Source organism: Streptomyces sp. YJ-C3, assembly GCF_053891275.1.
The window spans coordinates 8,893,344-8,920,315 of sequence record NZ_CM132685.1; the positions used below are offsets into that span (position 1 = coordinate 8,893,344).

The window sequence follows — 26,972 nt, forward strand, 5'->3', positions numbered from 1 at the left end:
AGGGGGTGCGCCGTGCCGATTCACCCGGGCATGGTCGAGGATCTGGCAGCCACGACGCGTGACACCTACGCCGCGGCCGAGGAACGGCTACTCGGCATCATCGCGCGCCAGCTCGCCAAGGGACTGGACGCGCCCGGGTGGGTCGAGGCCAAGCTCGCCGCCGTGCAGCAGGTACGCCGCGCCGCTCAGGCCGTCGTCGACGAGTTGGGGAAGGCGACCACCCTCGACGTGTTCGACGCGGTCGCCGAGGCGTACAACGTCGGGCACCGGTCGGCCGTCGCCGAGTTGGGCGCCCTGTCCGACAAGGCCCGCGCCCTGGTCGACGAGCGCACGCCGAACGCCCAGGCCGTCGACAGGTTGGCGCAAGAGGCCGTCGACGTCGTCACCGCGACGCACCGGTCGATCCTCCGCGCCGTCGTCGACGGTTTCCGGGCCGTCATCGCGTCCGTGGCCGCCACGCCCCTACTCGGCACCGGCACCCGCCGGCAGGCCACACAGGACGCGATGCGGGCGTTTGCCGACCGCGGGATACAGGCGTTCGTCGACAAGGCCGGCCGCCGCTGGTCGCTCCCCTCTTACGCCGAAATGGCAGTGAGGACCGCGACCGCGCGGGCCGCGACCGAAGCGCACATGCGGACTCTGGAGACCGCCGGCGTCGAGCTGGTCGTCGTCAGCGACGCCCCGCGCGAGTGCCCCTTGTGCGCCCCGTGGGAAGGCCGCGTGTTGACGATCAGCGGGCCCGCGGGCGCGCGCACGGTCGAGGTCGAGCACGCCACCGAGGACGGCCGTATGGTGCCCGTCCGCGTCGCGGGCAGCCTCGACGAGGCGCGCGCCCGCGGGTTGCAGCATCCGAATTGCCGCCACTCCGTGAGCCTCTACTCGCCCGGCCTCACCCGGATCGAGCAGGCCACCAGCGACCCGGACGGGTACGCCGCCGGGCAGCGACAGCGCGAGATCGAGCGGACCATACGGAAGTGGAAGCGCCGCGAGGCCGCCGCCGTCGACCCCGTCGGGCAGCGCGTCGCCCGCGCCAAGGTGCGCCAGTGGCAAACCGCGATGCGCGACCACTTGAAGGCGCATCCGGACTTGCGCCGCCTGCCGCACCGCGAACAGCTCGACCCGTCCGAGCAGCCCGCCAAGAAGCGCGAGGAGGCCCGCCGGCAGAACCCCGACCCGACGCCCGAGCAGGTCGACGCCGCCCGCGTGTGGTCGGGCGACGACGCGTCCGTGCGCGCCATGAGCGACGACCAGCTCGCCGCCGCCATGCGCTCGAACCTGCTTGACGACCGGGCCCGCGCCCGGATCGAGGCCGAGGCCGACCGCCGCGACCTCGACGCCCTGCTCGACCGCGCCGCGCCCCGTGGCACCCTCGCCGCCGACCTCACGCCGTTCAGCGACCGCGAGCTAGGCCGCGTGATCGGCCACGTCGACGACGCCGACGCACTGCGGATCGCCGCCGAACTCGACCGCCGCGACGTCGCCGCCCGACTCCCGGGCGTCCGCCCGGACCTGGTCGGCCTGTCCGACGACGAACTCGCCGCACGCGTCCGCCACGCCATCGAGCACGGGACCGACGACGTCGACCAGCTCGCCGCCGAGGCACACCGCCGCGACATGCTCGCCGCGATGTTCCCCGGCGGGCGCCTGGTCGACGACCTGTCCGCCCTCGGCGACGACGACCTCGCGTGGGTCATGCAGTACGCCAACGACGGCGAGCTGTTGCGGATCGCCGACGAGTTCGACCGCCGCGACGGAGCCGACGCCGCGCCGCTCCCCGAGCCGGCCGACACGGGCGACCGCGTCGCCGACATGCTCGCCGACCGCGACGCCCTCGCCGAGGCGATGGGCGCCGTACCCGATCCGGTCGTGTGGGGCGCCCTCGCCGGCGACGGCGAGGCCACCGCGCCGCGGGATTGGGGAGCGCTCAGCGACGAGGAGATCGAGGCACTACCCGACGAGGAGTTCGCGCAGTTCCGCAACTCCGAGGCCGCCGCCGCCTACTGGCAGCGCGTCGAGGAGCGCGCGGCGAAGGCCGCCGAGGAGGCCGGCGAAGAGGCCGTGCCCGAACACCGCATCACCCGGGCCGAGGCCCGAGAGATGTACTGGGAATGGGTGCAACGGCAGATCGCCGACGCCGAGGCCGCCACCAACGGCTACATGTTCAACAAGAAGTACGCCACCAAGGGCTACAGCTACGAGTCGTTGTTCACCGGCCCGCACCGCATCGGCTACGCCCGCGCGTCCGACGAACTCAAGGAGTGGTGGGAGACCCACCCGCGCCTCACGCAAGCCGAGTTCATCACGCAAGTCACCGGCAAGACGCAGCGTTGGGCGACCGGCGCGAGCGAGAATCGGTGGGGCGAGCAGATGAAGAGGTGAGCATGGGCGCGCGAGGCGACATCATCCGGGCGACCGTCGCGGGACGGAAGGCCGGCCGGGACGGCAAGCGCGCGAGCGCCTGCCCGTACCCGGCCACGTCCCTACTCCGGACCGCGTGGATTAAGGCATACGCCGAGGCCCGCCCCGTTCCGGCCGACGTCGTCGACGACGACCAGGCCGTCGAGTAGCACCACCCCAGCACCACACCCCGAAGGGGGGTCCGCCACCACGGCGGGCCCCCCTTTCGCATGTCCGCACACCCCCCGCCCCGTCCCACGAGGAGCCACCGTGCCCGAGCAGCCCCCGAACCCGAACCCGTCCGGCGACCCCTCGACGGACCCGGCCAACCCCCCGGCGCCCCCGGCCGGACCGCCGGCGCCGTCCGCGCCGCCGGCCAACCCGCCGGCCCCGCAGGGCGACCCGCAGCAGCCCGCCGAGGGCGACGTGTCCGCGCTCCCCGAGTGGGCGCAGGAACTCATCAAGAAGGCGCAGGAGAAGGCCCCGGCCGACCCGCCGCAGCCGACCCCGCCCGCGCCCGAGCCGGCCGCCGAGGGCGACCTGTCCAAGCTCCCGAAGTGGGCGCGCGACCAGCTCGGCCAGGCGCAGGAGCAGGCCCGGACCGCCGCCGTCCATGCCGCCGTACTGCGAATCGCGCCGACCGCCGGCGCCAACGCCGCGGCCCTGCTCGATTCGCAGTCCGCCATGGCCGCGCTCGCCGCGGTCGACACCAACGATCAGACCGCCGTGACCGAGGCGATCAAGACGGCCGTACAGGCACAGCCGCACCTCGCCGCCGCCGTCGGTCCCGCCCGCGGGGGCGCCGACTTCGGTAGCGCCACCCCGCCCGAGCGCAAGCCCGGATCGCTGCACGACGCCATCGCCGCCCGTCTGGGCGCCTGAACCTAGGAGCACCGCACATGCCCGTCACTCTCGCCGAGGCGAAGAACAACGCACAGGACGACATCGACGTCGCCGTGATCGACGAGTTCCGCAAGGAATCCGCCGTTCTCGACTCGCTCACGTTCGCCGACGTCGTCAACCCTGCCGATGGTGGGGACACCCTCACGTACGGATACCGCCGGCTGATCACCCAGCCGACCGCGTCGTTCCGTCCCATCAACACCGAGTACACCGCGTCGGAAGTCCAGACGCAGCGCTACACCGTCGATCTCAAGGTGATGGGTGGGGCGTTCCGCGTCGACCGCGTCGTCGCCCGGATCGGTCCGGCCGCGTCCGGCGCCGTCACGCTGAACATGACCCAGAAGATCAAGGCGACCCGGACCCAGTTTCAGGACACCGTGATCAACGGCGACACCGCCGTCGACGAGGAGTCGTTCGACGGCCTCGACAAGGCCCTCGCGGGCAGCTCGACGGAGTTCCGCGCCGGCGTCGTCACCGACTGGTCGGATTTCGACACCGACGCCCGCGCCGAACACAAGGCGCTCGACGCCATCGACGAGTGGCTGTCGCTGCTCGACGGGTCGCCGACGATCATCCTCGGCAACAAGCGTGCGCTTGCCCGCGTGCGCGCCGCCGCGCGCCGCGCCGGCATGTACACACAGAACCCCCTCGACGGCCTGCTCGGCCCGAACGGTCGCCCGATCGTCCGCGAGCAGTATGGCGACATCGTGTTCGCCGACCCGGGCGACAAGGCCGGCTCGAACGACCCGATCATCCCCGTCGAGACCCGCACCGTCGGCGCACAGGCCGACGTGACCGGCCTTACCGACCTGTACGCCTACCGCGTCGGCCTCGACGGTTTCCACGGCGTGGCGTGCATGGGCGGGACCGTCGTCCGCCAGTGGCTCCCGTCGTTCGACACCCCGGGCGCCGTCAAGTTCGGCGAGGTCGAACTCGGTCCCGTGGGCGTCGCGCTCAAGAGCACCAAGGCCGCGTCCGTCTTCCGCAACGTCAAGGTGGGCTGACCCATGGCAGTTATCCACACCCCTGTGAAGGGATTCAGCGGGCCCGGCGTGGCCGGCCTGCACTTCGTCGACGGCCGCGCCGAGACCGACGACGAGGGCGTGATCGCCTACGCCCGCCGGCACGGCTACGACGTCGAGGACACCGCGCCGAAGCGGAAGCCCGCGGCGAAGACCGAGACGCCGAAGGAGTAGGCCGGTGCCCCGGATCTACGCGACGCCCGAGCAACTGGCCGCGTGGACCGGGGAACCGGCCCCGGCCGACGCCGAGCGCCAGCTCGCCCGCGCGTCGAGCGACGTCGACGCCGCCCTGTTGTGCGCGTTCTACGACACGAACAGCGCCGGCCTACCCACCGAGCCGCACGTCGTGCAGGCCCTCGCCGATGCGACTTGCGCTCAGGTGGAGTACCAGGAAGCGACCGGCGACGACGGGACCGGCGCCGCCGGCAGGTGGGGCAGCGTCGCTATCGGCCCCGTGTCCCTCGGCGACCGCCGCGACAACCCGCGGGCCCCCGGCGACGTCGACCTCGCCCCCCGCGCACACCGCGCCCTCATGCTGGCCGGCCTGCTCCCGGGGGTGATCTTCTGAGAGTCCCCCGGTTCCTGCTCAGGCACCGCGTCGTCGTCGAGCCGTACGACGGCGACAGCGCGTACGGCCCCACCTACCGGCCCCCGTTCGAGGTGCGGGCCCTGGTCGCCGAGGCGACCAAGCTCACCCGCAACCGCGAGGGCGTCGAGGTCACGTCGACCGCTCAGGTCATCACCGAGCCCGACCTCGACTGTCCGGCCGAGTCCCGCCTCACCCTCCCGTCGGGCCGGATCACGAAGGCGCTCAGCGTCGCCAACCACACCGCGCCCGGCCTACCGGTGCCGCAGTCCACGGAGGTGATGTGCGAGTGACGCAGCGAACCCGACTCCGTTGGAACGGTGGCGCAGCGCTCCGCGGCACCAAGAGCGGCGCCGCCCGCGGCCTACGCCTCGCCGCCGAGCACGTGCTCGCCGAGTCCCGCCGGATCGTCCCCATTGAAGAGGCCACCCTCGAACGCTCCGGCGTGGCGACCGTCGACGAGTCGTCCCTGACGGCCGCCGTGTCCTACGACACCCCGTACGCGATCAGGCAACACGAGGAGATGACCTATCGGCATGACGCCGGCAGGTCGGCGAAGTACCTCGAAAAGCCTCTGACGACCGAGGCCCCCGTCGTCGCCGAAATCGTCGCCGCCGCCGTGCGGAGGTCGCTCCGTGGCTGACGTCACCGACGGCGCCGCCCGGTACCTCGACGGCCTCGGCCTGCTCGACTACGACCCCGCCGGGAAGACCGGCGACACGTTCGTCGAGCGCATGCCCGCGGCGCCGGACGCCGCCGTGTGCCTGTCGCTGTACGACGGGGGCGCCCCCGACGCCCGCAACGCGTACGACGTCGTACGGCTACAGGTGCGCGTACGCGGGGGCCCGGACCCGCGCGTGTCCCGCGCCCGCGCGTGGGCGATCTACGGCGCCTTGCACGGCCTCGCCGGCGTCGACCTCCCCGACGGGTCATGGCTCATCCTCGCCGCCGCCCGCGGCACCCCCGGACCGATGGGCGCCGACGCCCTCGGCCGTCACGAGCACGTCGTGAATTTCGATCTTGACGTGTCGTCCCCCAGCACTCACCGCACCGAATAGGAGGCCCCAGCATGGGACGCCCCATTGACGCCCGCGGGTGGGCATTCGAGGTCGAGGACATAACGACCCCGGCCACGCCCGTATGGCACCGCATCGGCAACGTCAACTCCTGGTCGTACAGCCCGTCGGAGAACGAGGAGACGGCCGACACCACGACCAACGACAGCGAAGGCGCGTACGAACAGGACGTCATGCAGCGTGGCGCCACGCTGGAAGTCACCGGCCTGTGGTCGCAGACCGGCACCGTCCGCGACCCCGGACAGGAGTACATCGACGACGTGTGGGCGTGGCGCCTCGGCAGCGAGTCGCGTAACCGCGTCCGCTACCGCCACAAGTCCCAGGCCAAGTGGACCATTTGGGAAGCCACGGTCACGCCCGGCGAGCAGGGGGGCGAGCACAACGCCAAGGTGGGTTGGGGCGCCACCTTCACTCGCTGCGGACTCCCGACGACCGCAGACGTCGTAACCGAACCGGAGGCGTGACCATGATCGAGCAGCACGACCAGGCCCTCGACGACGGCGACCAGGTGCTCGACGACGTCACCGACTTCGACCAGTTTTTCGCCGAGCAGACCACCGCGCCCCGCGGCCTGCCGCTCCGCCTGTTCGGACGTACCTACACCCTCCCGGCGCGTCTGCCCGCGCTCTACGTTCTCCAGCTTCACCGCGTCATGCACTCGGCGAACCCGGAGGACGTTTCCCGCCTGCTCGCCGCCCTGTTCGGCCCCGACGCCCTCAACCACTGGGCGGAAGCCGGCATGGACGATCGACAGCTCGGCATCGTCCTCATGTGGTCGACCGCCAACGTCGCCAACCCGGGCGCCATGACCTTGGAGCAGGCCGCCGCGGAGTACGACCGCCGCGAGGCCGCCAAGGCGGGAAAAGCGCAGAGGCCGGCGACGGCGAGGCCGAAGAACCGCCAGAAGAACAAGGGGAAGCGGCACAACTCTGGACGGCGGTAGTCCGCCACTGGGGCGCGGTCGAGGCTGACCTACGCCGCGAGTACAAGCTCACCGCTGCCGAGGTCGCACGGCTCACCGTGCGCGAGTTCCTGGTCTGCCTCGGCGGCCTGTCTCCCGACTCCCGGTTCGCCCGGACGTGGCGCGCAACGCCGCGCGTCGTGACGGACCCGGACGAGATCGCACGACTCACCAGCGGGTGAGCAGCACCACGACAACTACATAGAGCGCGCGCCTGACCGGCGCTGATGAGGGGGTGACCCATGGCCCTCACCATCGGCGAACTGGTCGGCTATATCGACCTCGACGCGTCCGGGGCCGACGAGGGAGTCGCCCGCACCGAGGCCGCAATGGCGGGTCTCCAGCGGGACGCCGACGGCCGGTTGCGGGATCTCCGCGGCCGGTTCGTTGCGGCCGGCTCCGAGATGGGGGGCGCCCTCGGCGACGGCATCGGCGGGGGCGCCGAGGAAGCGGGGCGCGGCCTCGCGGGTATCGGCCCCCTGCTCGGCGCCGCGGCGACGAGCACCAAGCTACTGTCCGCGGGCGCCGTCGGCGCCGCGGGCGCGCTCGCCGCCGTCCCCCTCGCCGTAATCGGCCTCGGCGCGAAGGTCCTCGCCGAAAACGAGCAGGTCAAGGGCGCTTTTAGCGACCTCGGCGAGCACGTCAAGGGACAGATGCAGTCCCTTGCCGAGCCGCTGGTCGAGCCGTTCGTCGGCGCGGCCGGGCAGCTCAAGGGGATCTTTGACGACCTCGCCCCGCAGATCGGGCAGCTTTTCGAGGGCGTCGCCCCGCTGGTCGAGCCGCTGGTCGAGGGCATCGGCGGCCTGGCCAAGGGCGCCATGCCCGGCCTGGTCGCCGCGGTCGAGGCCGCGGGCCCGGTCATCGACGCCCTGTCGACCGGCCTCGGCGCGGTCGGCGAGGGCGTCGGCGGCCTGTTCGAGGGCATCGCCACCGGGGCCGGTGGCGCCGCCGAGGGACTGGGCGGCCTGCTCGGCGCGGTCGGCGAGATCCTGCCCGCGCTGGGCGGCCTGATCGGCACGCTCGCCGAGGCCGGCGGGCCCGTCCTCGCGGCCCTCGCCAAGGCCCTGGTACCGGTCGTCAAGGGTCTGGCCGACGCGCTGGGCCCCGCGCTCGCCGCCCTCGGCCCGCCGCTGCAAACGCTGATCGGCGCGCTCGGCGAAGCGCTCATGCCGATCGTCGGCGAGCTGGGCCCGGTCCTGGCCGCCGTTGCAGAAACGTTCGGCCTGGTCCTGGAGGGCGTTTCGCCCATACTGCCCATACTGGGGCAGTTGATCGGCGCGGTCCTGCCCGTCTTCGCGGAGCTGCTGACCGCCCTACAGCCGCTACTCGTCACCCTCGGCGGCGCGCTCGCGCAGGTCATGACCGCGGTTGAACCGCTGGTCCCGGTCATCGGCGAACTACTGATGGCCGCGCTCGACGCGCTCATGCCGATCATCACGCCGTTGATCGGCCTGGTCGGCAAGCTCGCCGAGATCCTGGCCGGCGGCCTCGCGCAGGTGATCACGTCCGTCGTCCTGCCGATCCTGCAAGCCGTCGTCGCGCTGCTGCAAGGCGACTTCGACAAGGCGTGGCAGCTCGCCAAAACCGCCGTACAGAACGCGGCGAAGCTGGTCGGCGAGGCCGCCGGCAAGCTCGCCGATTGGGTCGGTAAGGGCATCGGCGCCGCCGTCGACTGGATCAAGGGACTCCCCGGCAAGGCGTACAACGCCCTGTCGCCGCTCGCCGGACAGCTCGCCGAGCGGGCCCGCTCCGCCCTGTCGTCCTTCAAAACGTCCGTGATCAACAAGGCCGGCGAAGCGATTGCGTGGGTCCGCGGACTGCCCGGCCGGATCTCCTCGGCGATCGGATCTCTCGGCTCGCTGCTGGTCGACAAGGGCCGCGACGTCGTGCGCGGCCTGTGGAACGGCATTAAGGGCATGGGCAGTTGGCTCAAGTCGACCTTGACCTCTTGGGCCAAGGACTTGATTCCGGGCCCGATTGCGAAGGCCCTCGGTATCGCCAGCCCCTCGCGCGTCATGGCGCGCGACGTCGGCCGCTGGATTCCCGCCGGCGTCGTCAAGGGCATTCAGGGCGGACAAGGCGCCGTCGACCGCGCCATGCGGTCGCTGGTCACCGCACCCGCCGCCCCGCAGCTCGCCACCGCGGGCGCCACCGTCGGCGCCTACGGCGGATCGCCGTTCGCCCCGGCCGCCGGGGGCGCGACCGTCCAGATCGAGCACTGGCACGCCGCCGAGAACGGCACCCCCGACGACAACGCGAGGTCGCTCGCATGGCTCGCCAAGGCAAGGGGGTAGCGATGACCGTCGCCACGATGGGCGCCGCCGGCGCCCTGGTCACCCGGCCGGGACACGTCCAGTACGGCGACCTACTGCTCGGCCCCGACACCCCGTACCGGTGGCGCTCGCTCACCGGGTGGGGCGACCTTCCGCCGCTGGATTCCGGCAGCGTGCAGCGCGCGGACGCGCACGGCGCCTACCCGGGCCAGTTGCTCGCGCAGTCGAGGACGATCGGCGTCGACGGCCTGGTCGTGCGCGCCCCGCGCGCGCAGATCGGCGAGGTCGTCGGCCGCCTCGAATCCGCGACCGCGCCGCGCGTCGACGAGATCCCTCTCGTTGCGTGGCTCGACGAGCGCGGGCCCCTTGTGTCCTACGCCCGCGCCGTACGCCGCGCCGTGCCGACGACGACCGGCTACCGCCTCGGCACGATCGTGGGCGGGGCGATCGAGTTCGTCGCCACCGACCCGCGCCGCTACGCCCTCGCCGAGCAGGTCGCCACGGCGACGCTCCCCGTGTCCGAGTCCGGCCTGTCGTGGGAGTCGGCCGAGGCCGAGGTGTTGCCCGTCGACCAGGCCGCGGGCGTCGGCGAGGTCTGGCGTTGGTGGAGCGACGGCGACCCGGTCATCACCGGCGACGACGTCGGCCCCGTGTCCGTGCAGCCGCTCGCCGAGGCCGCAGAGCTTGTCTGGGCAGCCGACGGAAGCGACTACGGGTGGCCCGCCGGCCCCGGGCAGACCGTCACGTTCGCATCGAACGTCGCCGCTGCACAGGGCGCGATCATCACGCTCCGGTGGTGGGCCGCGGCCGGCCAGCACCTCGCCGACGAGACAAGCACCCCGGGCGCCGCATCGCTCACCGGGACCGCGCCGGCCGGCGCCGTCACCGTGCAACCGGTCGTCCTGTTCCCCGGAGCGCTCCCCGCGCCCGTGCCCGTGGGCGCGTCGTCGCTCCGGATCAGCACGGGCGCCGACGTCCTCGCGTGGCCGCTCAACTTCGGCGAGCCCGGCAGCACCGGCCGCCTGTCCGCCGTCAACCCGGGCAGCGCCGACACGCACCCGGTCGTCGAGTTCCGGGGCCCGGTCACCGCGCCGAGCCTGGTCAACACCGCGACCGGCGACGCCCTCGAATACGACCTCCCCCTCGCCGCCGGCGACGTCCTGGTCGTCGACACCCACGCCGGAACCGTGACGCTCAACAACACCGCGTCGAGGCTCTACACCGCGACGGCCCGGTCGGTCCCCGAGCAGACGTTCACGCTCCCGCCCGGCACTTCCCCCCTGATGTTCCGCGCCGCGCCCGGCAGCAACGACCCGGCCGCGTCGGTCGCCGTGCGCTACCGCGCCGCCTACTGGTAAGGAGTCCCCGCCGTGACCGTGCGCCCCGCATGGCTACTGCCCTTGGGGCAGACGAGAGAAGACACCCGCCTCGCCCCCATCGGCACATGGTCGCCCGAGGACGAGATACGGACCCGCGACGGAGTGATCCCCGGCGGAAACCCGTTCGCCGCGACCAGCGCCGGCGCCATGTCCCTACAGATCGGCGTCGGCCGCTCCACCGTGCAAGGCACGACCGCACAGGGCGCGTACCCCGTCGCCGTCGACGCCCCCGAGACCGTCACGTTCACCGACGGGAATGCACAGTTCAACCGGATCGACAGCGTGATCGTGCGGGTATACGACGGCCTGTTCGACGAGAGCGAGCAGCCCCTCGCCCGGATCGAGGTCGTCGAGGGCGAGGCCAACGCGACGCCGACCGCGCCGGACCTCCCGCCCTGCTCGCTGCGCCTGTGGGACGTCACCGTGCCCGCGGGCGCGTCCGCGGGCGTGGGCGGTATCGACTGGTCGTCCGCCCTCGCCGACCGCCGCCGGTACACGGCCGCCGTGGGCGGGATCATCCCGCGCGGGTGGGGACTCAGCTTCAACGGCGCGTACGACGGGCAGTACCGCGACGCCGGGGGCGTCCTCGAACGATGGAACGCGACCGATGGGGCGTGGGAGACCTACCGGGCGCCCGAGCCCCCCGTCGAGACGATCAACGGGGGCGTGTCCATGGCCGCCGGCTGGTCCCTGAGTAGCTTCGGCGCGCGCCGCCGCGGGGGTGTCGTGCAGTTCCTCGGCTACTTCGTGAGGACCGGCGCGAACATCCCCGCAACCCCCAACCTCGGCGACACCCTGGTCGCCACGCTCCCCGCCGGGTGGCGCCCGATCGTCCTGCTCGAAGCCCTCGCATCGAACGGCTACGGCCTCGGCGCCGTCGCCATCGGTGGCGACGGGAAGATGACCGTTCGTTCGTGGGCAGGTGGCGGGCCCGACCTCAACACGAGCGGGATCGAGAAGAACACGAACGTGCGGATCTCCGCGACGTTCGTGCAGTAGGGGGCGCCGCGTGCAGTCCCCTTACCGGTTCGTGTTCACCGATCTACGGTCCGACCAGGTGCTCGACACCCTGCCCGTGCAGGGGGTCGGCCTCGACGACTTCATAGGCAAGACGGGCCGGCTCACGGGCAACGTGCCCATCCCGAACCGGCAGATCGCCGAGCGGGCCCGCCGGGCGTTGCAGCCCGGCCGTACGGGCGTATGGGTCGAGCGCGGGACCGAGATTTGGTGGGGCGGCATCCTGTGGACGCTGCAACTCGCCTCCAGCGCCCGCGGATACCTCACCGCACAAATCCAGTGCGGAGGGTGGGAAAGCTACCTGTACCGGCGCCTGTTGCTCGACACCCAGGTCGCCGACGACGTCGACCAGTTCGACATCGTGCGCGGCCTGGTCGACTACGCGCAGTCGACGCCCGGGGGCGATATCGGGATCACCTACGACGGCGAGCCGTCCGGGGTCACCCGCGACCGCGAGTTCTCCCGCTACGACCTCCCGTCGATCGGCGATCTGATCGACCAGCTCGCCGCCGTCGAGCGCGGTTTCGAGTGGCGCGTCGCCAGCTACCGCGACAGCAACGGCCGGCGCGTCAAGCGCCTGATGCTGGGGCACCCCATCATCCGGGCCGGAACGACCGAGATCGTTCTCGACCACCCCGGGCGCATCCTCACGTACACGTGGCCGCACGACGCGTCGACCCTCGCCAACGGGTGGCAGTCCCGCGGCGCCAGCATCAACACCAACCAGGCCGTTGACTCCGTTCCGCTCATGTCCGAGCGCCTGGTCGCCGACGAGGACATAACCGCCGGGTGGCCGCGCCTCGACGGATCGTCCGATCACACCACGGTCGAGCAACAGGCCACCCTCGACGCGCACGCCCGCGCCGACTGGACCGCCGCCCGCCGGCCCGTCCAGATCCCCGAGGTCGAGGTGTTGCTCGGCGACAACGTCTCGCCCGCCCTGCTCGGCGCGACCGTCCGCGTCCGCATCCGGGACCTGTGGCACCCCGACGTCCTCGACGCCCGGTATCGCGTCGTCGGCCTGTCCATCAACCCGCCCGAACGAGGCCGCCCCGAAACGGCCAAGCTCTACTTGGAGGTAGCCGCGTAATGGCGTACGTCCCGCAAGACCTGCTCGACCGCGTGAGCGCCCTCGAACGCGAGGTGCGCACCCTCCGCGGCCGGGCGCAGATGCGCCCCGCCCTTAACACGATCTTGAACGGCGACGTCCGGATCGGCGAGGGCGGACGGTTGATCGCCGAGGCCGCCACCGGGAACCGCGTCTTCATGACCGGCCAGGACGCCGAGGGCGATTGGGCCGTCGGCATGGCGAGGTCCGTGTCGGGTACGGCCGCCCTCACCGTCGGCGACGAGTACAACGGGTCGGGCGCCGGCCAGATGATCCGCACATGGTCGCGGTCCGGCGAAGTGATCATGATGGATGACGCGTGGTGCGACTGGATGCTCGGCCGCCCGTGGATGCCCTTTCCGATGTACCCGACCGCCATACAGGGATACGAGGGCGGGACCGGGTGGGGTTTCGCGTGGGTCGGCCGAGGCCCGGCACAAAACGCCGTCCTGGTCCTCAAGTTCTCGACGATCAGCTCGAACGGCGGACAGGTCCGCGTGAACTACGTACGCGGCAGCGACTCGCGGACCCTCGGCACGTGGACGATCCCCAGCGGCTCGACGTGGGTCGACCGAACCATCGTGCAGCCGCTCGACGGCGCCGACTTCGGCGAGGAAGTCACGATCCAGATCGAGCACCGCAACAGCACCGCGGGCGCGATCGAGACCCGCGTGTTCGCCTGCTACACCCGCAACACCTTCAACGCCGGCGAGGTCCCCGACCCGCCGGCCAGCCTCGCCGCCGCGGCGACCACCGAGCCGACCGCCGAGGCCCGCGCCATCCCAGGCGACCCCAACAACGACCGCCAGGAGGCGTAGTGCTGCCCGAGGGAATCCCGACCGTCCGAGTCACCGGGCGATTCCTCACCCCCGAGGGCAAGCCCCTCGCTGGGCAAGTCATCTTCCGGGCCCCGGGAATGGTCACCTTCGGCGAGTTCGACGTGATCCTCGGCGGACCCGTCGCCGCGCCGCTCGACTCGACCGGCGCTTTCGAGGTCGTGCTACCGGCCACCGACGCCCCCGGCATGATCCCGACCGACTGGTCGTACGCGGTCGCCGAACAGCTCGCCGGCGTGCCCATGAACCGCACCTATCAAGTGCTCTTGCCCGCCGAGACCCCGGCCGTCGACCTCGCCGACATCGCCCCGACCGACCCCACCACGCCGAACTACGTCGCGGTACGCGGCGACAGCGCGTACGAGGTCGCCGTCGAGGCCGGATTCGTCGGCACCGTCGAGCAGTGGCTCGCGTCCCTGATCGGCCCCCGCGGCGACACGGGCGCCACCGGGCAGACCGGCCCGGCCGGCGACGACGCGTACGAGGTCGCCGTCGCGGCCGGATTCGTCGGCGACCGCGCCGCATGGCTCGCTTCCCTGGTCGGCCCCCGCGGGGCGACCGGCGAGACCGGCGAGCAGGGCCCGCCCGGAACGAACGGAGCCGACGGAGCCCCGGGCGTCGTGCAGTCCGTCAACGGGCAGTCGACCGCCGCGGTCGTCCTCGACGCCGCCGACGTCGGCGCCGTCCCCGACACCGCGCCGGGCGCGGCCGGGGGCGTCGCCCAGCTCGACGAGACCGGCAAGGTCCCGGCCGCCCAGCTCCCCGCGCTCAGTGGCGGGGGGACCGTGCAGACCGTCGCGGGCGTGAGTCCGGACGCGAACGGAAACGTCGCCCTGGTCCCGGCCGACGTCGGAGCAGCGACGGCCGCGCACACGCACACGGCCGCGCAGGTCGGCGCCCTCGCCACCACGGCCCGCGCCGCGGCGAACGGCGTCGCCAGTCTCGACGCCTCGACGCGCGTCCCGATCGCCCAGCTCCCGGCCGCCGCCGGCCGGAACATGTGGACCCCGCAAGCATTGGGATTCGCCGCCTGGTCGTGCGACCCGTACACCGTGGCGAACCCCGTCCCCAAGTACCTGAAACCGCAACGCCTGTTCTTCGTCGGTTTCAACATCACGGAGACCACCACGGTCAACCGGATCGTGATGTTCGCCCGCGGGTACGGCGGAGTGAGCACGAACCGATACCGCGGGGCGATCTACCGGGACACGGGCGCGAAGGTCGTCGAGTCGGGGGGCGTCGCCCTCACCATGGCCGGCCAGGAAGCCGGAAGCCTGCCCGCCATGGAGACCAACCACGTCGGGGCCGTGCCGCTCACGATCGCCTCGACCTCGCTCGCCCCCGGCCGGTATTGGGCCGCCTGGTCCCTGGTGACCGGCGGTACCGCCGACTTCGCGTTCTTCCACGTCCAGAACGAATCGCCCATCGCAACGGCGAATTTCTGGATGCCCGGAACGCCGTTCGCGCGCGCCTGGTACACGGAAGGCCAGACCAACGCGGCACTACCGGCCACCGTCAGCCAGACCGCCGCCGGCGTCCTCGCCGACCACGACATCCCGATCATGGCGCTCGCCAACGTCTGACCCCTGCTCGACCCGCACGCCCCGCGCACCGCGCCGAGGGCGTTTTTTCATGTCTGGAGACACCCCCATGACCGTCAAGATCATCAGCCGCGCCGCGTGGGGCGCCAAGCCGTGGGACAACGACCCGAGGAGCGACGGGCCCGCGTACGTCCCCCTGTCCAGCCGTACGGAATTCTTCGTCCACTACGACGGAGCACACCACATCACCGCGACCGGCCCCGCCGTCCCGCGCGCGATCGAGGCGCAGCACCTCGCGCAGGGGTGGGCCGGCGTCGGGTATCACTTCGTCGTCGACCAGGCCGGCAACATCTACGAGGGCCGCGGGTGGACCCGCACCGGGGCGCACTGCCCCGGGCACAACGTGAGCGGCCTCGGCGTACAGATCGCCGTCGGTGGCGACCAGAAGCCGAGCGAGGCCGCCCTCGCCGCGTGCCGCGCCCTGTACGACGAGGCGTGCCGGCGCACCGGCCACACCCTCGCCAAGCGAGGCCACCGCGACGGCATCGCCACCCAGTGCCCCGGCGACATCCTGTACGCGTGGGTGCGCGACGGCATGCCCGCCAAGGGCTACACCCCGCCCACGGGCGGGACCTCGCCGAGCGTCGCCCGCTACCGCGTGACGATCAACGGACTTGAATACGGCTACGGCGCCGAGGGCGCCCACGTGACCCGCGTCGGCGAGGCCCTGGTCGCCAAGGGACACGGCGACGCGTACAAGGTCGGCCCCGGGCCCAAGTGGACCGACGCCGACACCGAGGCGTACGCGGCCTATCAGCGCAGCCTCGGTTTCACCGGCGACGACGCCGACGGCGTGCCGGGGGAATCCTCGCTCCGGTCCCTGCTCGGCACCCTCCCCGGCAAGACCACGACCAAGCCGAAGCCCAAGCCGCCGGCGTTCCCCGGCCGCGACAAGTTCGGCCCCGGCAAGCGCAACACGTACGTGACGCGCCTCGGCGAGGCCCTGGTCGCCAAGGGATACCGCCGCTTCTACAAGGTCGGCCCCGGCCCGTCCTGGTCCGACGCCGACCGCAACGCGACCCGCGCGTTCCAGCGCGCGCAGGGGTGGACCGGCGCCGACGCCGACGGCTACCCCGGCCCGGAGACGTGGCGCCGTCTGGTCGCCTGAACCACCCCACCCCGCCCGCCCGGTACCGCGCCGGGCGGGCCCACCCCCCGAGAGGAACCCATGAACCCGAAGAACACCCGCGCCGTCCGTACCGCGCTCCAGACGTTCGCCGCGGTCGTCGCGGTCGTGCCCGCCCTCGCCGCGGTCGTCGCCGACTCCGGCGACCTCGCCGTCGCCGCCCCGTGGCTGGTCGGCGCCGCCGCCACGGCCGCCGCGGTCGCCGGCGTCGTCGCCCGCGCCATGGCGCACCCCACCGTCGAGGCCCTGCTCGACCGGTTCGGCCTCGGCCTGGTCGACGACGGTAAGGGGCCGACCGCGCCGTGACGACCCAGCCCTCGCCGTCCGATCCGGCCGCGGTCGCGCTGGAACTCGAACGCATCCGGCGGACGATCGAGGTCGGGCACGCCCGGATCGACGGATCGCTCGCCCTGCTCGTTCAGCGCCACGACCAGACGGACGAAGCACTCAAGGAGCACACTCGCCGACTCGACGACCACGACGCCCGCCTCGACGTCCTCGAACGAGGCGAGACCGAACGCCAGAAGCGCAACGACACCCGCGTCGACGCCCTCGAACGGGCCCGTTGGCCGCTCCCCAGTGTGGCCGCCCTGGTCGCTCTGTGCGGCCTGCTGCTGTCCCTGTGGCAGTTCGCCACCCGAGCATGAGCAACGCCCCCCGCCCGGCCACGTACGGCCGCGCGGGGGGCGTTCTGTCGTTTCGGCGCCTACGCCGCGGCGACCAGCTCGCGCGCGTGCTCGTTGAAGTCGGCGACCAGGCGGTCGCTGCCGAAGGGCTGCATGCGCCGCTGTAGATCCTGCACGGCCTCGACCGCGCGCGAGGACTTCACCTGTCCCGACAGTTTCAGCGTCCGCATGCCGGCCGAGTACGCCGCGTCGAGGTCCCGCCGTTGCAGGTGGGACACGGCAAGAGCAGCGTGCGACATGGCGCCACGGCGGGCCCGGTTCTGCATCTTGGCGTGTTCGATCGACCGGTTCGCGTGTTCCTCGGCCGCCTTGGCGTCGCCCAGGTCCCGCATGGTGTTTGCGTGCTCGCCGTGCAGATACGCGGGGTCGATGAACTCCGCCCAGTCCGGTTCTTCCGCGAGGTCGGCCCGCGCGTAAGCCCGTTCCGACTGCGTGACCGCTCGCGCCGCGGCGACCTTGTCGTCGAGCAGGGCGAGCGCCCGCGCCTCCAGACACCACAGGTCCGCAAGGCACGCCGGCGAGTCCGCCCTCGACAGCCCCTGTCGGCCCGCCTGTGCCAGGCGCCGGCCCTCGGCAGGGTTGCCGAGTAGCGTCGCCTGGTCGGCCATGCCCGCGAGAACGTGCGCACCCAACGGGGCGTTCTGCGATTCCTCGGCGAGGCGTAGCGACTGGATCAAGTAACGCTGCGCGGTGCTGTGCTCGCCGTTGTCGTACGCCATCCAGCCGAGTAGGTAGGTCTGTTCGGCCGCGGCCTCGCACAGCGCACGCCGCACCGTGTCGTCGTGCGACCGCCGCAACAGCGGGTAGACGTGGTGGTTCATGTACTCCGCGAGGACCAGGCGCCCGGACCCGCCGCCCTGTAGCACGTCCATCCGTTGGAACGACGCGAACATGTTCTTCACTGAGAGCACATCTTCGAGGCGCACCCGCGGGCCCGGTTCCGGCTCCTGGTCGAGGGTGGCCAACAGCCAGTCCCGCGAGGGACCGACACCGGCAACGGCCGCGAACGGTGCGGCTGCAAGGAACTTTCGACGATCCACGTCAGCTCTCCCCAGGTCGGCGACGACTTCCACCGTAGCCGCGAAAGAGGGGTCATAAGTGAGCGCTGCCTCGGTCGAATTGCCCTCGCCGAGGCCGAGGTCGTACGTCGTGATGCGCCACCCGAAGTGATCCGAGAAGACTCCCGCGAGAATGTCGGGGATCGGTGCACGGGGCGTTTCGCCTTCCAACCACCGACGTACACGCGTCGCGTTGGGCGCGACGTTCGGTTGCCCCCACTGCTGCGCCTTCGATTGCACGCGTCGGGCAAGTTCCTTACGGCTGATTCCGGAGCGGCCCAGCCAGTAACTCAGTTGATCATTCGGTGAATTCATCCCCGCACCCTCCGCGACCGTGGGCGTCGAAAGCGACACCCTTCGACACCCCCCTCGACGGTACCCGCCCTTTCGCAACGGGTGTTGCCTGTACGACGAAACCCATCCGCTCGTGACCGCAGCTCCGAAGGGGTTGGCATGAACGAACGACGGCAGGCCCCGGCGCCCTGCTGCGCGCCGCCCTCCGGGCCCCCAGCACAGGCCATGTTCCCCAAGAGCAACGAGGCACCCGCACAGGCTCGCGCATACGTGCGCGACCTCCTGGCGCACGACGACGCACCGCTCGACGACGAACGCCTCGACGACGTCTTACTGATCGTCTCCGAGCTGGTCACCAACGCCTACCGGTACGGCACCGAACCCGAAGAATCCGTACTCGTCGCCGTCCTGACAACCGCCGAGCGCGTGCGCGTCGAGGTGCACGACCCACGGCGCACCCGCCCTCACATGCGCAACGAGTCAGGGGAGCGCGCCCGCGGGCGCGGCCTGCACATCGTCGACAGCCTCGCGGCCCGATGGGGAACCGACGACCGGCCATTCGGTAAAGCCGTATGGGCAGAGGTGAAGCGATGACAACAGAACCCGCCCTGTCCTTCCGGGCCGTGCCCGGCCCCGCCTTCGCCGCCGGGTGCACCGTGTCGACGTGGCTCGACGTAGGCGGCCTCTCGACCCCGGTCGGCTACGTCCTGATCGGCCACGCGCCCCCGTGGCGCCCGAGGGAATCGGCCGAGTCGATCGAGGCCGGCCTGATGGGCATGGTTGACGCGATGCGCTTACAGCCAGCCGCCGCCCGCGTACCAATCGTCGGCGCGCGGCTGCTGATCCGCGAGCGCTTCGCCGCCCTCGACTACGGACACCCCACATTCGTTATGCGGCTTCCCGCGCCCGGCGCCGACTGGCGTCGGCACGTCCTCGCCGGCGGCCCCGTCTGCCTGACGATCGGCCTCGACCCTCTACCGCCCGGCGCGGGCCCCGATGCCATCGGGGCGTACCTCGACCGCGTCGCCGCCACAAATCGCGCCTACATGGGCGCCACGACCCGCCGCGTCCGGTGATGGTCGAGGACCCCGGCGAGGTCGGCGAACGGCCCATTCCCCCGTCCTTCATGTGGGCATGCGCTGAGTGCACAGTGCGGCTGCGGCGGCTCGCCGAGATGTGGGCCGCCCCCGAGGGGTGCCTCTGGGAACAACTCCAGGTCGCCCGCCACATAGCCGAGGCGCACCCCGAAGCGGTCCCCCCGCCGCATCTCGACGACTGCGAGCTGTGCCCGTCGTACGCTCGCCACGACGCCGACGATCCGGGCGGGGTGTGGGCGGAGCACCGGACCCGGGACCTGTTCATGCCGCCCGGAATCGCCCGCCTGTTGTAAGCCACAGGGGTGCGCGCCCGCGCCGACGCGTGCGCCCTCGCCGCCCCTCCCCTGCTGTGACAGCAACGGGGGAGGGAAGGACCCACCGCCGCCGTCATCCCCCGTGCGGCGCGGTAGGTCACACAGAACGGCCCCGGCACCTGATCAGGCAGGTACCGGGGCCGTTCGCTGTTCCCCCTGGTCAGGGGGTGATGACCCACCGGATGTTTTGGGCACTCTGTTCCACATGAGGGTTGCGACCCGGTCGTCGTCGCGGACGCCCAGGTCGTCGCGGAGGGCGTGCGCGAGCTGCGCCACACGGGCCCCCGCCTCGGCGAACGTACGGCGGTGTGGCTCGCCCTCACCCGTCCACGTGGTGATCTGCGAGGTGCCGTGCACGCGCACCCCGTGATTCAGGATGCGGGTGACAGTCAGCGGTACGTCCTGCATCGTGCTCAGCACGGGCGTCCTCCCGGTGGGCGCTACGGAGCAGTAGGGTTCCGCCGATTCTCACCGCATACCGCGTGGTATGTCACTACTCCCGGGAATGATCGATCACCGAGTGACCCAACCGGACGCCCCGCTCAGCTGCGCGCGGGCACCAGTTCGGGGTCCTCGCGGAGCTTGCCGAGCGCCCGCGAGACCGCGCTCTTCACCGTGCCTATGGAGACTCCGAGCACCTGCGCCGTCTGCGCCTCGCTCAGATCCTCGTAGTACCGCAGGACGACCATCGCCCGCTGCCGCGCCGGCAGCTTCATGATGGCGCGCCACATCGCGTCGTGCAGCGCCTGCTGCTCGGCCGGGTCCCCGGCGGGCGGTGTGGCCGGCTCCGGCAGCTCGTCGCAGACGAACTCGTCGACCTTGCGCTTGCGCCACTGCGAGGTCCGCGTGTTCAGCAGGGCCCGGCGCACATAGCCGTCGAGCGCCCGGTGGTCCTCGATCCGGTCCCACGCGACATACGTCTTCGCGAGCGCGGTCTGCAGGAGATCCTCGGCATCGCACGGGTTCGCGGTCAGCGACCGGGCGGTGCGCAACAGCACGGGCTGACGCGCTCGGACGTACGACGCGAACGACGGGTACGCCGAGTGCGCTGCGTGCGCCGGGTGCGTCCCCGCCGGGGTACGCGTCGCCGGCTCCGATGCGCCGGTGCAGACAGACGCCAGGGTTGCGGTCATGGCTCCACGCTATGAGCGACCCCTGCTTCTGCGGATCGGCCGGAGGTCCCGAAGCGGCGTCCGCCTCAGGTTGTACGAGGGGTGCTGTCCCCACCTCCTGAAGGTGGAGGAGCGGGTGAGGATCCCTGAGGGTTCGGCCCTGAGAGTGTGCGGAACCGGCGCTGCGGGTTCGGCCCCGGGCCGCGGGCGGGGCGGGCCCCGCGGGCCCGCGGGGCCCGCTCAGCCGATCCGGGCCACCGGGGCACGCACCAGGTTCCGGTCGATCACCAAGGTACGCCCGCCATGGCGCTCCTTCACGTTCCCCGCGTACTGGTGGATCCTGCGCTGCGGGTGCCAGGCATTCCGCCTGAGCACGGGCTCCCGGTACAGATGGGGCTTGGTGTGCCAGCGCGCGAACCACATCACCGCGGGAAGATCCCGCACCCCCGCCCTTCGCGCCGCCTCCATGTGCCGCACCCCCGATCCGGCGCTGCTGTAGAACCCGGGGACGTACCCGCGTCGCTCCACCTCCCTGTCCCACGCCCGCACGAACGACAGCGTCGTACGGGCGCATCCCCGCTTCCGATAGTTGTAGGCCTCCATGTCGAGATAGAGGGGGCTGTGCCGCTGGATGCCGAGCGCCCCGGCCCGGCGCACCGCGTCCCTCGCCTCCCGCACCCCCTGCCGCCACGGGTGCCGCCCGATCCGCACCCCCCTCTTGTGCCGCGCGCTGACGCAGGGCGCCTGCGATCCCACGTACACCGGCAACACCCGCCATCCCATGCCGGTGACCGCCCTCATCCAGCCGCGGTTCAGCGCGAGCTGGTGCCGGCAGGCCCGGCCTCGGCCCGCGTAATAGACGCCCACCGCGCGGTAGTCGGAGGTCCGCCAGCGCCGCATCGTGTCCCGGGACGGCGCCGAGCAGACGTCGAACGCCCGCCCGTGGAAGGTACGCACCCTGGATCCCCACGGCGCGGAACCCGCGGAGCCCTTCGGTGCGGAGCCGTCCGGCGTGGATCTGTCCGCGACAGTCCGGCCCGCCGCGGCCGACGGCAGGTCGGCGGTCCCCGGCACGAGAAGCACAAGCAGTACAAGTCCAATGATCATCTTTGGGCGGTCCATGGATCGAGTGAAGGATCCGCCCTCACGCGCGGGCCGGGGACACGCGCCCGGTTCAGCCGTCCGCCCCCAGAATCAGACCCGATGTGGGGACGCCGGTCCCCGCGGTGACCAAGGCCGTGGCCGCGCCGGATATCTGGTTCACGGCGGTGCCCCGCAGCTGCCGCACTCCCTCCGCTATGCCGTTCATCCCGTGCAGATACGCCTCCCCGAGCTGTCCGCCATGAGTGTTGAGCGGCAGCCGCTCCTCGGCGACGAACCCGGCCGCCTCGCCGGGCGCGCAGAACCCGAACTCCTCCAACTGCATGAGCACGAACGGCGAGAAGTGGTCGTACAGGATCCCGACGTCTATGTCGTCGGGCCCGATCCCGGCCGTCCGCCACAACTGCTGTGCCACCACGCTCATTTCGGGAAGCCCGCTCAGATCGTCCCGGTAGAAGCTGGTCATCTGCTCCTGCGCGCGGCCCGCACCCTGGGCAGCGGCAGTGATCACCGCGGGCGGATGCCGCAGATCGCGGGCACGCTCGACGCTGGTGACGACGATCGCCTGCCCGCCGTCCGTCTCCTGGCAGCAGTCGAGCAGCCGCAGCGGTTCGACGATCCAGCGCGACGCGGCATGATCGGCGAGGGTGATCGGCTTGCCGTGGAAGTACGCGGCCGGGTTCGTCGCCGCGTACTTGCGGTCCATGACCGCGACATGGCCGAACGCCTCGGGGGTCAGCCCGTACGTGTGCAGATACCGCTGCGCCGCCATCGCCACCCAGGACGCCGGGGTGAGCAGCCCGAACGGGAGGTTCCAGCCGAGCGCCGCGCCCTCCGCCGAGGCTTCCCGGTGCTGCACCCCCGAGCCGAACCGTCGGCCCGACCGCTCGTTGAACGCCCGGTAGCAGACGACCACTTCGGCCACGCCGCTCGCCACCGCGAGGGCCGCCTGCTGCACGGTGCCGCAGGCCGCGCCGCCTCCGTAGTGCACCCGGGAGAAGAAGGAGAGCTCCCCCATTCCCGCGGCCTGCGCCACGGTGATCTCCGGGTTCGTGTCCATGGTGAAGGTGACCATGCCGTCGACGTCGGCGGGGGCCAGGCCCGCGTCGTCGAGCGCCGCGTGCACCGCCTCCACCGCGAGCTTCAGCTCACTGCGCCCGGAGTCCTTGGAGAACTCGGTGGCACCGATACCGACGATCGCCGCCTTGCCGCCGAGCCGGTCCCTGGAATGCACGCTCATGACGGGCTCCCCTTGAGCCGGGGCACGGTGACGGTCACGGTGCCGGTGACATGACTCCCGATACCGTTGCGCCCGACCACCGCCACCTCGGCGGTGTCACCGTCGTCCGCACCGGCGACCTCGGTCACCGTCGCCGTCAACACCATCGTGTCTCCCGGGTAGTTGGGAGCACCCAGACGTATCGCGACCTTCCGCAGCACCGCCGTCGGGCCGAAGTGGTCGGTGATGTAGCGGCCCACCAGCCCATTCGTCGTGAGGATGTTCATGAAGATGTCGGGGGAGCCCTTCTCCCTGGCCAGCTCCGCGTCGTGGTGCACGTCCTGGTAGTCACGGGACGCGATCGCCCCGGCGACGATCAGGGTCCGGGTGATCGGGATCTCCAGCGGCGGCAGCTCCGCCCCCGCCTTCAGCAGTACCTCACCCCCGCTCATACGGGTTCTCCTTCCGGTCGCTCGACGACTGCGGCTGTGCGTGCGGCTGCTTCCGTGTCCGCACCTGGGGGCGCGGCTGTGTCCGGGCAGGCGCCCGTCTCCGCCTCCCCTGCTGCGGTGAAGGCGATCAACTCGCCTAATTCATCCAGCACTTCACGGCCTCCGCCGAGATAGCCGTCGAGCTGCCGGCCCCACAGGAAGTGCCGGTGCACCGGATGATCGAGATCGGCGCCCATCCCGCCGTGCAGATGCTGCCCGGTGTGCACGACGCGTCGGCCCCCTTCGGACGCCCACCAGGCCGTGGTCAGCGCATGGCTCCGATACGGGAGCCCCTCGTCGCGCCGCCAGGCCGCTTCATAGGCGGTGACCCGGATGGCCTCGACGTCCATATGCGCTTCGGCCGCGCGGAGTTGCACGCCCTGCTTGGCGGCGAGGGGGCGGCCGAACTGCTCCCGCTGGTTCGTGTACTCCACTGCTCTGGCCAGGGAACCCGCACACACCCCTGCCTGCAGCCCGGCGAACGCGGTCCGTGCCGACGCCCGCACGTCCTCGTACGCCCCCGGACCGCCGATCCGCTCCGCCGGCGCCTCGTCGAGCACGAGTCTGCCGGCGGACCAGGGCGCCGTGAGCTCGACCGGCTCACAGACGACGTCGGACGTCCGCACCATCCACAGGCTGTGGGCAACGTGCACGGCCTCGCCCCGGCGCCCCGCCTCGGCCCGGTCACGCACCGCCACCAGGACGTGCGTCGCCTCCCGCAACCAGGGCACCCACGGCACGACCCCGGTCAGCCGCGCCCGGCCCAGTCCTTCGCCCGCGGCCACCACGATCCGACCGCGCCCCGGAAAGGCCCCGGTCGCCACGGCCGATCCGTCCCGCAGGCCCGGCAACAACCGCTCCCGCTGCTCGGCGCCGCCGTGCGCGCCCACCGCCAGCAGTCCGTAGACACAGCTCGCCGCGAACGGGACCTGGGCCGTCGTCCTGCCCTGCTCCTCCAGCATCAGCACGAGACCGAGCAGCCCGGTCTCCTCCACGGCGCCGGTCAGTCCGGCATCGGCCAGCGCCTTCCACAGCTCGCTGTCCGTGCCGGCGCCGAGGCCCGCCAGCCGCTCCGGCGTGGAGAGGTCACCGAAGATCCGCGCGGCCAGTTCCCGGGCCGCTTCCTGCTCCGGAGTGGGGGTGAAGTCCATGTCACGCCTCACCGCCCTCAAGAGCCCGGAACACCGGCAGCTCCAACTCCTCGTCCACGCGCAGGAACTCGACCCGGACCGGCATCCCGATGCGCACCTTGTCGTAGGGCACCCCGATCACATTGCTGACGATGCGCACCCCTTCCGCCAGCTCGATCAGTCCCACCGCGTACGGCGGATCGAAGGCCGGGAAGGGCGGGTGGTGCATGACGACGTAACTGAAGACGGTGCCCTCGCCGCTCGCCTGGACCGTGTCCCACTCCTGCCCGCCGCACGCGTTGCAGCCCGGCAGCCAGGGGAAGCGCAGCGTCTCGCAACCACGGCACCGCTGGATGAGCAGCCGGTGGTCGCTGACGCCTTCCCAGAAACCCGCGTTGTCCCTGTTCACGACGGGGCGCGGGCGCTGCCCCTTCGACGCACCCGATGACTTCGGGACCTTGGCGGCGCCCGAACTGCGCTGTGCGGGGGCGTACTTCAGGATCCGGAACCGGTGCGTCCCCGCGAGCTCTCCGCCCGCCCGTACGTCCATGCGCGTCGTGACGAAGTGGCCCGTCCCCAGCTTCGTCGTCTTCAGCGGCGACACCGACTCGATCACCGCGTCGAAGGTGATCGTGTCCCCCGGTCGCAACGGTCGCAGGTACTCCTGCTCGCAGTCGGTGGCGACGACCGAGGTGTACCCGGCGCCGTCCAGCAGCGCGAGCAGGTCGTCGTAGGCCCCCGCGCGTCCCGCGTACCCGGGCAGGCCCGCCATCGTCCAGGCCTGCAGCATCGTCGGCGGCGCTATGGCGTCCGCGCCCTCGTACGCCGGGTTGGTGTCGCCCATGGCCTCGCACCAGTGCCGGATCATCGGCGCGTTGACCGGGTCCCTGCCCTCGCTCGCCGTGGCCGCGACGAGCCCTTCGAACGCCTTCAACCCCTCGTACGCCAACGCCTCATGGCCTGTCATCGCGCTCACCGCCTCCCCCGCTTCATCCCCAGCCGCATCGAGGCCACGATCTCCCGCTGCACCTCGCTCACCCCGCCGCCGAACGTGTTGATCTGTGCCGCCCGGTTCATCCGCTCCAACTCCCCGTCCCCCACCGCGGGATCACCGCTCCCCGCCGCGAACGCCCCGGGCGATCCCCTCCGCACCCACCCGGTCTCGCCCGCGATCTGCTGACACATTTGGTACACCTCGACCGCCGATTCGGTTCCCGCGAACTTCACGCCGCTGGCATCGCCGGGGGCCAGCCGGCCCGCTCCCACATCGCCCACCAAACGCCAGTTGAGCAGGCGCGTCGCCGCCAGCCGGGCATGTGCCTCGGCCAGCTGGGACCGGACCCACGGAGCGTCAACCCGGCACTCGCCCGTCACTGGATCGGGTGTACGAGCGGCGTCGAGCACCCGGGCGTAGAAGTCCTCGGCCTGCATCCCGATCGCGGCGAGCGCGACCCGCTCGTGATTGAGCTGGTTGGTGATCAGCCCCCAGCCGCCGTTCTCCTCGCCGACCAGGTTCGAGCCGGGGACGCGGATCCCGTCGTAGTACGTGGCCGTCGTGGTCAGGCCGCCGACCGTCTCGATCGGGGTCCACGAGAAGCCGGGCGCGTCGGTGGGCACGAGAACGATCGAGATGCCCTGGTGCTTGGGGGCCTCGGGGTCGGTACGGCAGGCGAGCCAGATCCAGTCGGCGTTCTGCGCGTTCGACGTGAAGACCTTCTGCCCGTCGATCAGCCAGTCGCCGCCGGCGCCGTCCCGCACGGCCCGCGTCCGCAGCGACGCGAGGTCGGTCCCGGCCGACGGCTCGCTGTAGCCGATCGCGAAGACCAGGTCGCCACTGAGGATCCGGGGGAGGAAGTAGGCCTTCTGCTCCTCGGTCCCGTACTTCATCAACGTGGGACCGACCGTGTTCAGCGTGACCATGGAGACCGGCGCGCCCGCGCGATAGGCCTCGTCGAAGAACACGAACTGCTCGTCGGCGCCCCGCCCCTGGCCGCCGTACTCGACGGGCCAGCCGAGCCCCAACAGCCCCTCGGCCCCCATCCGGCGCAGCACCCGGCGCTGCCCGGCGAGGTCGTCGGCCGCGGGCGGCCCCTCCGGCATCAACGTACGGAAGCGTGCGCGCAGGTGAACGCGCAGCTCGCGCTGGCGCTCGGTGGGGGCGAGGTGCACGGCGGCGGCCCTCCCG

Annotated in this window: 31 protein-coding genes and 1 pseudogene; 23 read left to right on the top strand and 9 right to left on the bottom strand. The window is 71.9% G+C overall.

Translation table 11 applies throughout. The annotated features are described in order from the left end of the window. Positions 1 to 12 precede the first annotated feature (12 nt). The 20 genes from ACVHNB_RS40505 (at position 13) to ACVHNB_RS40600 (ending at position 16,932) form a co-directional block, all read left to right on the top strand. The gene (locus tag ACVHNB_RS40505) at positions 13 to 2,379 is read left to right on the top strand and encodes a phage minor capsid protein (RefSeq protein ID WP_456227108.1); all 2,367 of its coding nucleotides are present in this window, start codon (positions 13 to 15) and stop codon (positions 2,377 to 2,379) included. A 2-nt stretch (positions 2,380 to 2,381) separates the two neighbouring features. Then, complete coding sequence (locus tag ACVHNB_RS40510; RefSeq protein WP_114528221.1) at positions 2,382 to 2,567, top strand: Rmf/CrpP fold protein; 186 nt, start codon at positions 2,382 to 2,384, stop codon at positions 2,565 to 2,567. Positions 2,568 to 2,667: 100 nt separating this feature from the next. Next, on the top strand, positions 2,668 to 3,279 hold the full coding sequence (locus ACVHNB_RS40515; protein WP_114528222.1) for a hypothetical protein: 612 nt from the start codon (positions 2,668 to 2,670) through the stop codon (positions 3,277 to 3,279). Positions 3,280 to 3,296: 17 nt separating this feature from the next. Continuing rightward, positions 3,297 to 4,304 carry a major capsid protein gene (locus ACVHNB_RS40520; protein WP_114528223.1) on the top strand — a complete coding sequence of 336 codons (1,008 nt, stop codon included), beginning with the start codon at positions 3,297 to 3,299 and terminating at the stop codon, positions 4,302 to 4,304. A 3-nt stretch (positions 4,305 to 4,307) separates the two neighbouring features. Further along, entirely contained in the window at positions 4,308 to 4,496 is a 189-nt protein-coding gene (locus ACVHNB_RS40525) for a hypothetical protein (protein ID WP_147286249.1), read from the top strand. Between the two features lie 4 nt (positions 4,497 to 4,500). Beyond that, positions 4,501 to 4,890 (top strand): hypothetical protein, encoded by a 390-nt coding sequence (locus tag ACVHNB_RS40530; protein WP_114528224.1) that lies wholly within the window; start codon positions 4,501 to 4,503, stop codon positions 4,888 to 4,890. 92 nt (positions 4,891 to 4,982) lie between these two features. Then, positions 4,983 to 5,201, top strand: coding sequence for a hypothetical protein (locus ACVHNB_RS40535; RefSeq protein ID WP_234310881.1), 219 nt, complete (start codon positions 4,983 to 4,985; stop codon positions 5,199 to 5,201). After that, a complete protein-coding gene (locus ACVHNB_RS40540; protein WP_114528225.1) occupies positions 5,198 to 5,551 on the top strand; it encodes a minor capsid protein in 354 nt (117 codons plus the stop codon). Before ACVHNB_RS40535 ends, ACVHNB_RS40540 begins: the two co-directional genes overlap by 4 nt. After that, positions 5,544 to 5,966, top strand: a complete 423-nt coding sequence (locus ACVHNB_RS40545) for a minor capsid protein (protein WP_114528226.1) — start codon at positions 5,544 to 5,546, stop codon at positions 5,964 to 5,966. The genes ACVHNB_RS40540 and ACVHNB_RS40545 overlap by 8 nt, the downstream gene beginning before the upstream one ends. Before the next feature lie 11 nt (positions 5,967 to 5,977). Further along, positions 5,978 to 6,448 carry a phage tail tube protein gene (locus tag ACVHNB_RS40550; protein WP_114528227.1) on the top strand — a complete coding sequence of 157 codons (471 nt, stop codon included), beginning with the start codon at positions 5,978 to 5,980 and terminating at the stop codon, positions 6,446 to 6,448. Between the two features lie 2 nt (positions 6,449 to 6,450). Then, entirely contained in the window at positions 6,451 to 6,927 is a 477-nt protein-coding gene (locus tag ACVHNB_RS40555) for a hypothetical protein (protein ID WP_114528228.1), read from the top strand. A 260-nt stretch (positions 6,928 to 7,187) separates the two neighbouring features. Then, positions 7,188 to 9,239 carry a phage tail protein gene (locus ACVHNB_RS40560; protein ID WP_456227109.1) on the top strand — a complete coding sequence of 684 codons (2,052 nt, stop codon included), beginning with the start codon at positions 7,188 to 7,190 and terminating at the stop codon, positions 9,237 to 9,239. Between the two features lie 2 nt (positions 9,240 to 9,241). Beyond that, entirely contained in the window at positions 9,242 to 10,576 is a 1,335-nt protein-coding gene (locus ACVHNB_RS40565; RefSeq protein ID WP_181849205.1) for a phage distal tail protein, read from the top strand. Positions 10,577 to 10,588: 12 nt separating this feature from the next. After that, positions 10,589 to 11,596 (top strand): hypothetical protein, encoded by a 1,008-nt coding sequence (locus ACVHNB_RS40570; RefSeq protein ID WP_147286250.1) that lies wholly within the window; start codon positions 10,589 to 10,591, stop codon positions 11,594 to 11,596. A 10-nt stretch (positions 11,597 to 11,606) separates the two neighbouring features. After that, complete coding sequence (locus tag ACVHNB_RS40575) at positions 11,607 to 12,704, top strand: hypothetical protein (RefSeq protein ID WP_114528231.1); 1,098 nt, start codon at positions 11,607 to 11,609, stop codon at positions 12,702 to 12,704. After that, positions 12,704 to 13,540, top strand: coding sequence for a hypothetical protein (locus ACVHNB_RS40580; RefSeq protein WP_114528232.1), 837 nt, complete (start codon positions 12,704 to 12,706; stop codon positions 13,538 to 13,540). Before ACVHNB_RS40575 ends, ACVHNB_RS40580 begins: the two co-directional genes overlap by 1 nt. Beyond that, complete coding sequence (locus ACVHNB_RS40585) at positions 13,540 to 15,141, top strand: collagen-like domain-containing protein (RefSeq protein WP_114528233.1); 1,602 nt, start codon at positions 13,540 to 13,542, stop codon at positions 15,139 to 15,141. Before ACVHNB_RS40580 ends, ACVHNB_RS40585 begins: the two co-directional genes overlap by 1 nt. 67 nt (positions 15,142 to 15,208) lie before the next feature. Continuing rightward, complete coding sequence (locus ACVHNB_RS40590; protein WP_114528234.1) at positions 15,209 to 16,267, top strand: peptidoglycan-binding protein; 1,059 nt, start codon at positions 15,209 to 15,211, stop codon at positions 16,265 to 16,267. 60 nt (positions 16,268 to 16,327) lie between these two features. Beyond that, positions 16,328 to 16,591: a hypothetical protein gene (locus tag ACVHNB_RS40595; protein WP_114528235.1), complete on the top strand. Its 264-nt coding sequence runs from the start codon at positions 16,328 to 16,330 to the stop codon at positions 16,589 to 16,591. Beyond that, a complete protein-coding gene (locus ACVHNB_RS40600) occupies positions 16,588 to 16,932 on the top strand; it encodes a hypothetical protein (RefSeq protein WP_114528236.1) in 345 nt (114 codons plus the stop codon). Before ACVHNB_RS40595 ends, ACVHNB_RS40600 begins: the two co-directional genes overlap by 4 nt. 59 nt (positions 16,933 to 16,991) lie before the next feature. Here ACVHNB_RS40600 and ACVHNB_RS40605 read toward each other — a convergent pair whose 3' ends face one another. After that, positions 16,992 to 18,344: a transcriptional regulator gene (locus ACVHNB_RS40605; RefSeq protein ID WP_114528237.1), complete on the bottom strand. Its 1,353-nt coding sequence runs from the start codon at positions 18,342 to 18,344 to the stop codon at positions 16,992 to 16,994. A 138-nt stretch (positions 18,345 to 18,482) separates the two neighbouring features. Between ACVHNB_RS40605 and ACVHNB_RS40610 the strand changes: the two genes are divergently transcribed. The 3 genes from ACVHNB_RS40610 to ACVHNB_RS40620 are packed head-to-tail and all read left to right on the top strand — an operon-like array spanning position 18,483 to position 19,713. Continuing rightward, positions 18,483 to 18,917, top strand: coding sequence for an ATP-binding protein (locus ACVHNB_RS40610; RefSeq protein WP_258565880.1), 435 nt, complete (start codon positions 18,483 to 18,485; stop codon positions 18,915 to 18,917). Beyond that, entirely contained in the window at positions 18,914 to 19,399 is a 486-nt protein-coding gene (locus ACVHNB_RS40615) for a hypothetical protein (protein ID WP_114528239.1), read from the top strand. The genes ACVHNB_RS40610 and ACVHNB_RS40615 overlap by 4 nt, the downstream gene beginning before the upstream one ends. After that, complete coding sequence (locus ACVHNB_RS40620) at positions 19,399 to 19,713, top strand: hypothetical protein (protein ID WP_147286251.1); 315 nt, start codon at positions 19,399 to 19,401, stop codon at positions 19,711 to 19,713. The genes ACVHNB_RS40615 and ACVHNB_RS40620 overlap by 1 nt, the downstream gene beginning before the upstream one ends. Positions 19,714 to 19,887: 174 nt before the next feature. Here ACVHNB_RS40620 and ACVHNB_RS40625 read toward each other — a convergent pair. The 8 genes and pseudogenes from ACVHNB_RS40625 to ACVHNB_RS40660 form a co-directional block, all read right to left on the bottom strand. After that, positions 19,888 to 20,154 (bottom strand): annotated as a pseudogene (locus tag ACVHNB_RS40625) (AMP-binding protein); the annotation flags it as partial. Between the two features lie 122 nt (positions 20,155 to 20,276). After that, positions 20,277 to 20,867 carry a SigE family RNA polymerase sigma factor gene (locus ACVHNB_RS40630; RefSeq protein ID WP_428953662.1) on the bottom strand — a complete coding sequence of 197 codons (591 nt, stop codon included), beginning with the start codon at positions 20,865 to 20,867 and terminating at the stop codon, positions 20,277 to 20,279. A 219-nt stretch (positions 20,868 to 21,086) separates the two neighbouring features. Then, positions 21,087 to 21,953: a DUF1906 domain-containing protein gene (locus tag ACVHNB_RS40635; RefSeq protein ID WP_456227110.1), complete on the bottom strand. Its 867-nt coding sequence runs from the start codon at positions 21,951 to 21,953 to the stop codon at positions 21,087 to 21,089. A 67-nt stretch (positions 21,954 to 22,020) separates the two neighbouring features. Further along, the gene (locus ACVHNB_RS40640) at positions 22,021 to 23,187 is read right to left on the bottom strand and encodes a lipid-transfer protein (protein WP_456227111.1); all 1,167 of its coding nucleotides are present in this window, start codon (positions 23,185 to 23,187) and stop codon (positions 22,021 to 22,023) included. Next, positions 23,184 to 23,597 carry a MaoC family dehydratase gene (locus ACVHNB_RS40645; protein ID WP_428957615.1) on the bottom strand — a complete coding sequence of 138 codons (414 nt, stop codon included), beginning with the start codon at positions 23,595 to 23,597 and terminating at the stop codon, positions 23,184 to 23,186. Before ACVHNB_RS40645 ends, ACVHNB_RS40640 begins: the two co-directional genes overlap by 4 nt. 17 nt (positions 23,598 to 23,614) lie before the next feature. Continuing rightward, on the bottom strand, positions 23,615 to 24,808 hold the full coding sequence (locus tag ACVHNB_RS40650) for an acyl-CoA dehydrogenase family protein (RefSeq protein ID WP_456227112.1): 1,194 nt from the start codon (positions 24,806 to 24,808) through the stop codon (positions 23,615 to 23,617). Between the two features lies 1 nt (position 24,809). Continuing rightward, a complete protein-coding gene (locus ACVHNB_RS40655) occupies positions 24,810 to 25,754 on the bottom strand; it encodes a bifunctional MaoC family dehydratase N-terminal/OB-fold nucleic acid binding domain-containing protein (RefSeq protein WP_428953658.1) in 945 nt (314 codons plus the stop codon). A gap of 5 nt (positions 25,755 to 25,759) precedes the next feature. Then, complete coding sequence (locus ACVHNB_RS40660; protein ID WP_456227113.1) at positions 25,760 to 26,956, bottom strand: acyl-CoA dehydrogenase family protein; 1,197 nt, start codon at positions 26,954 to 26,956, stop codon at positions 25,760 to 25,762. Between the last annotated feature and the right edge of the window lie 16 nt (positions 26,957 to 26,972).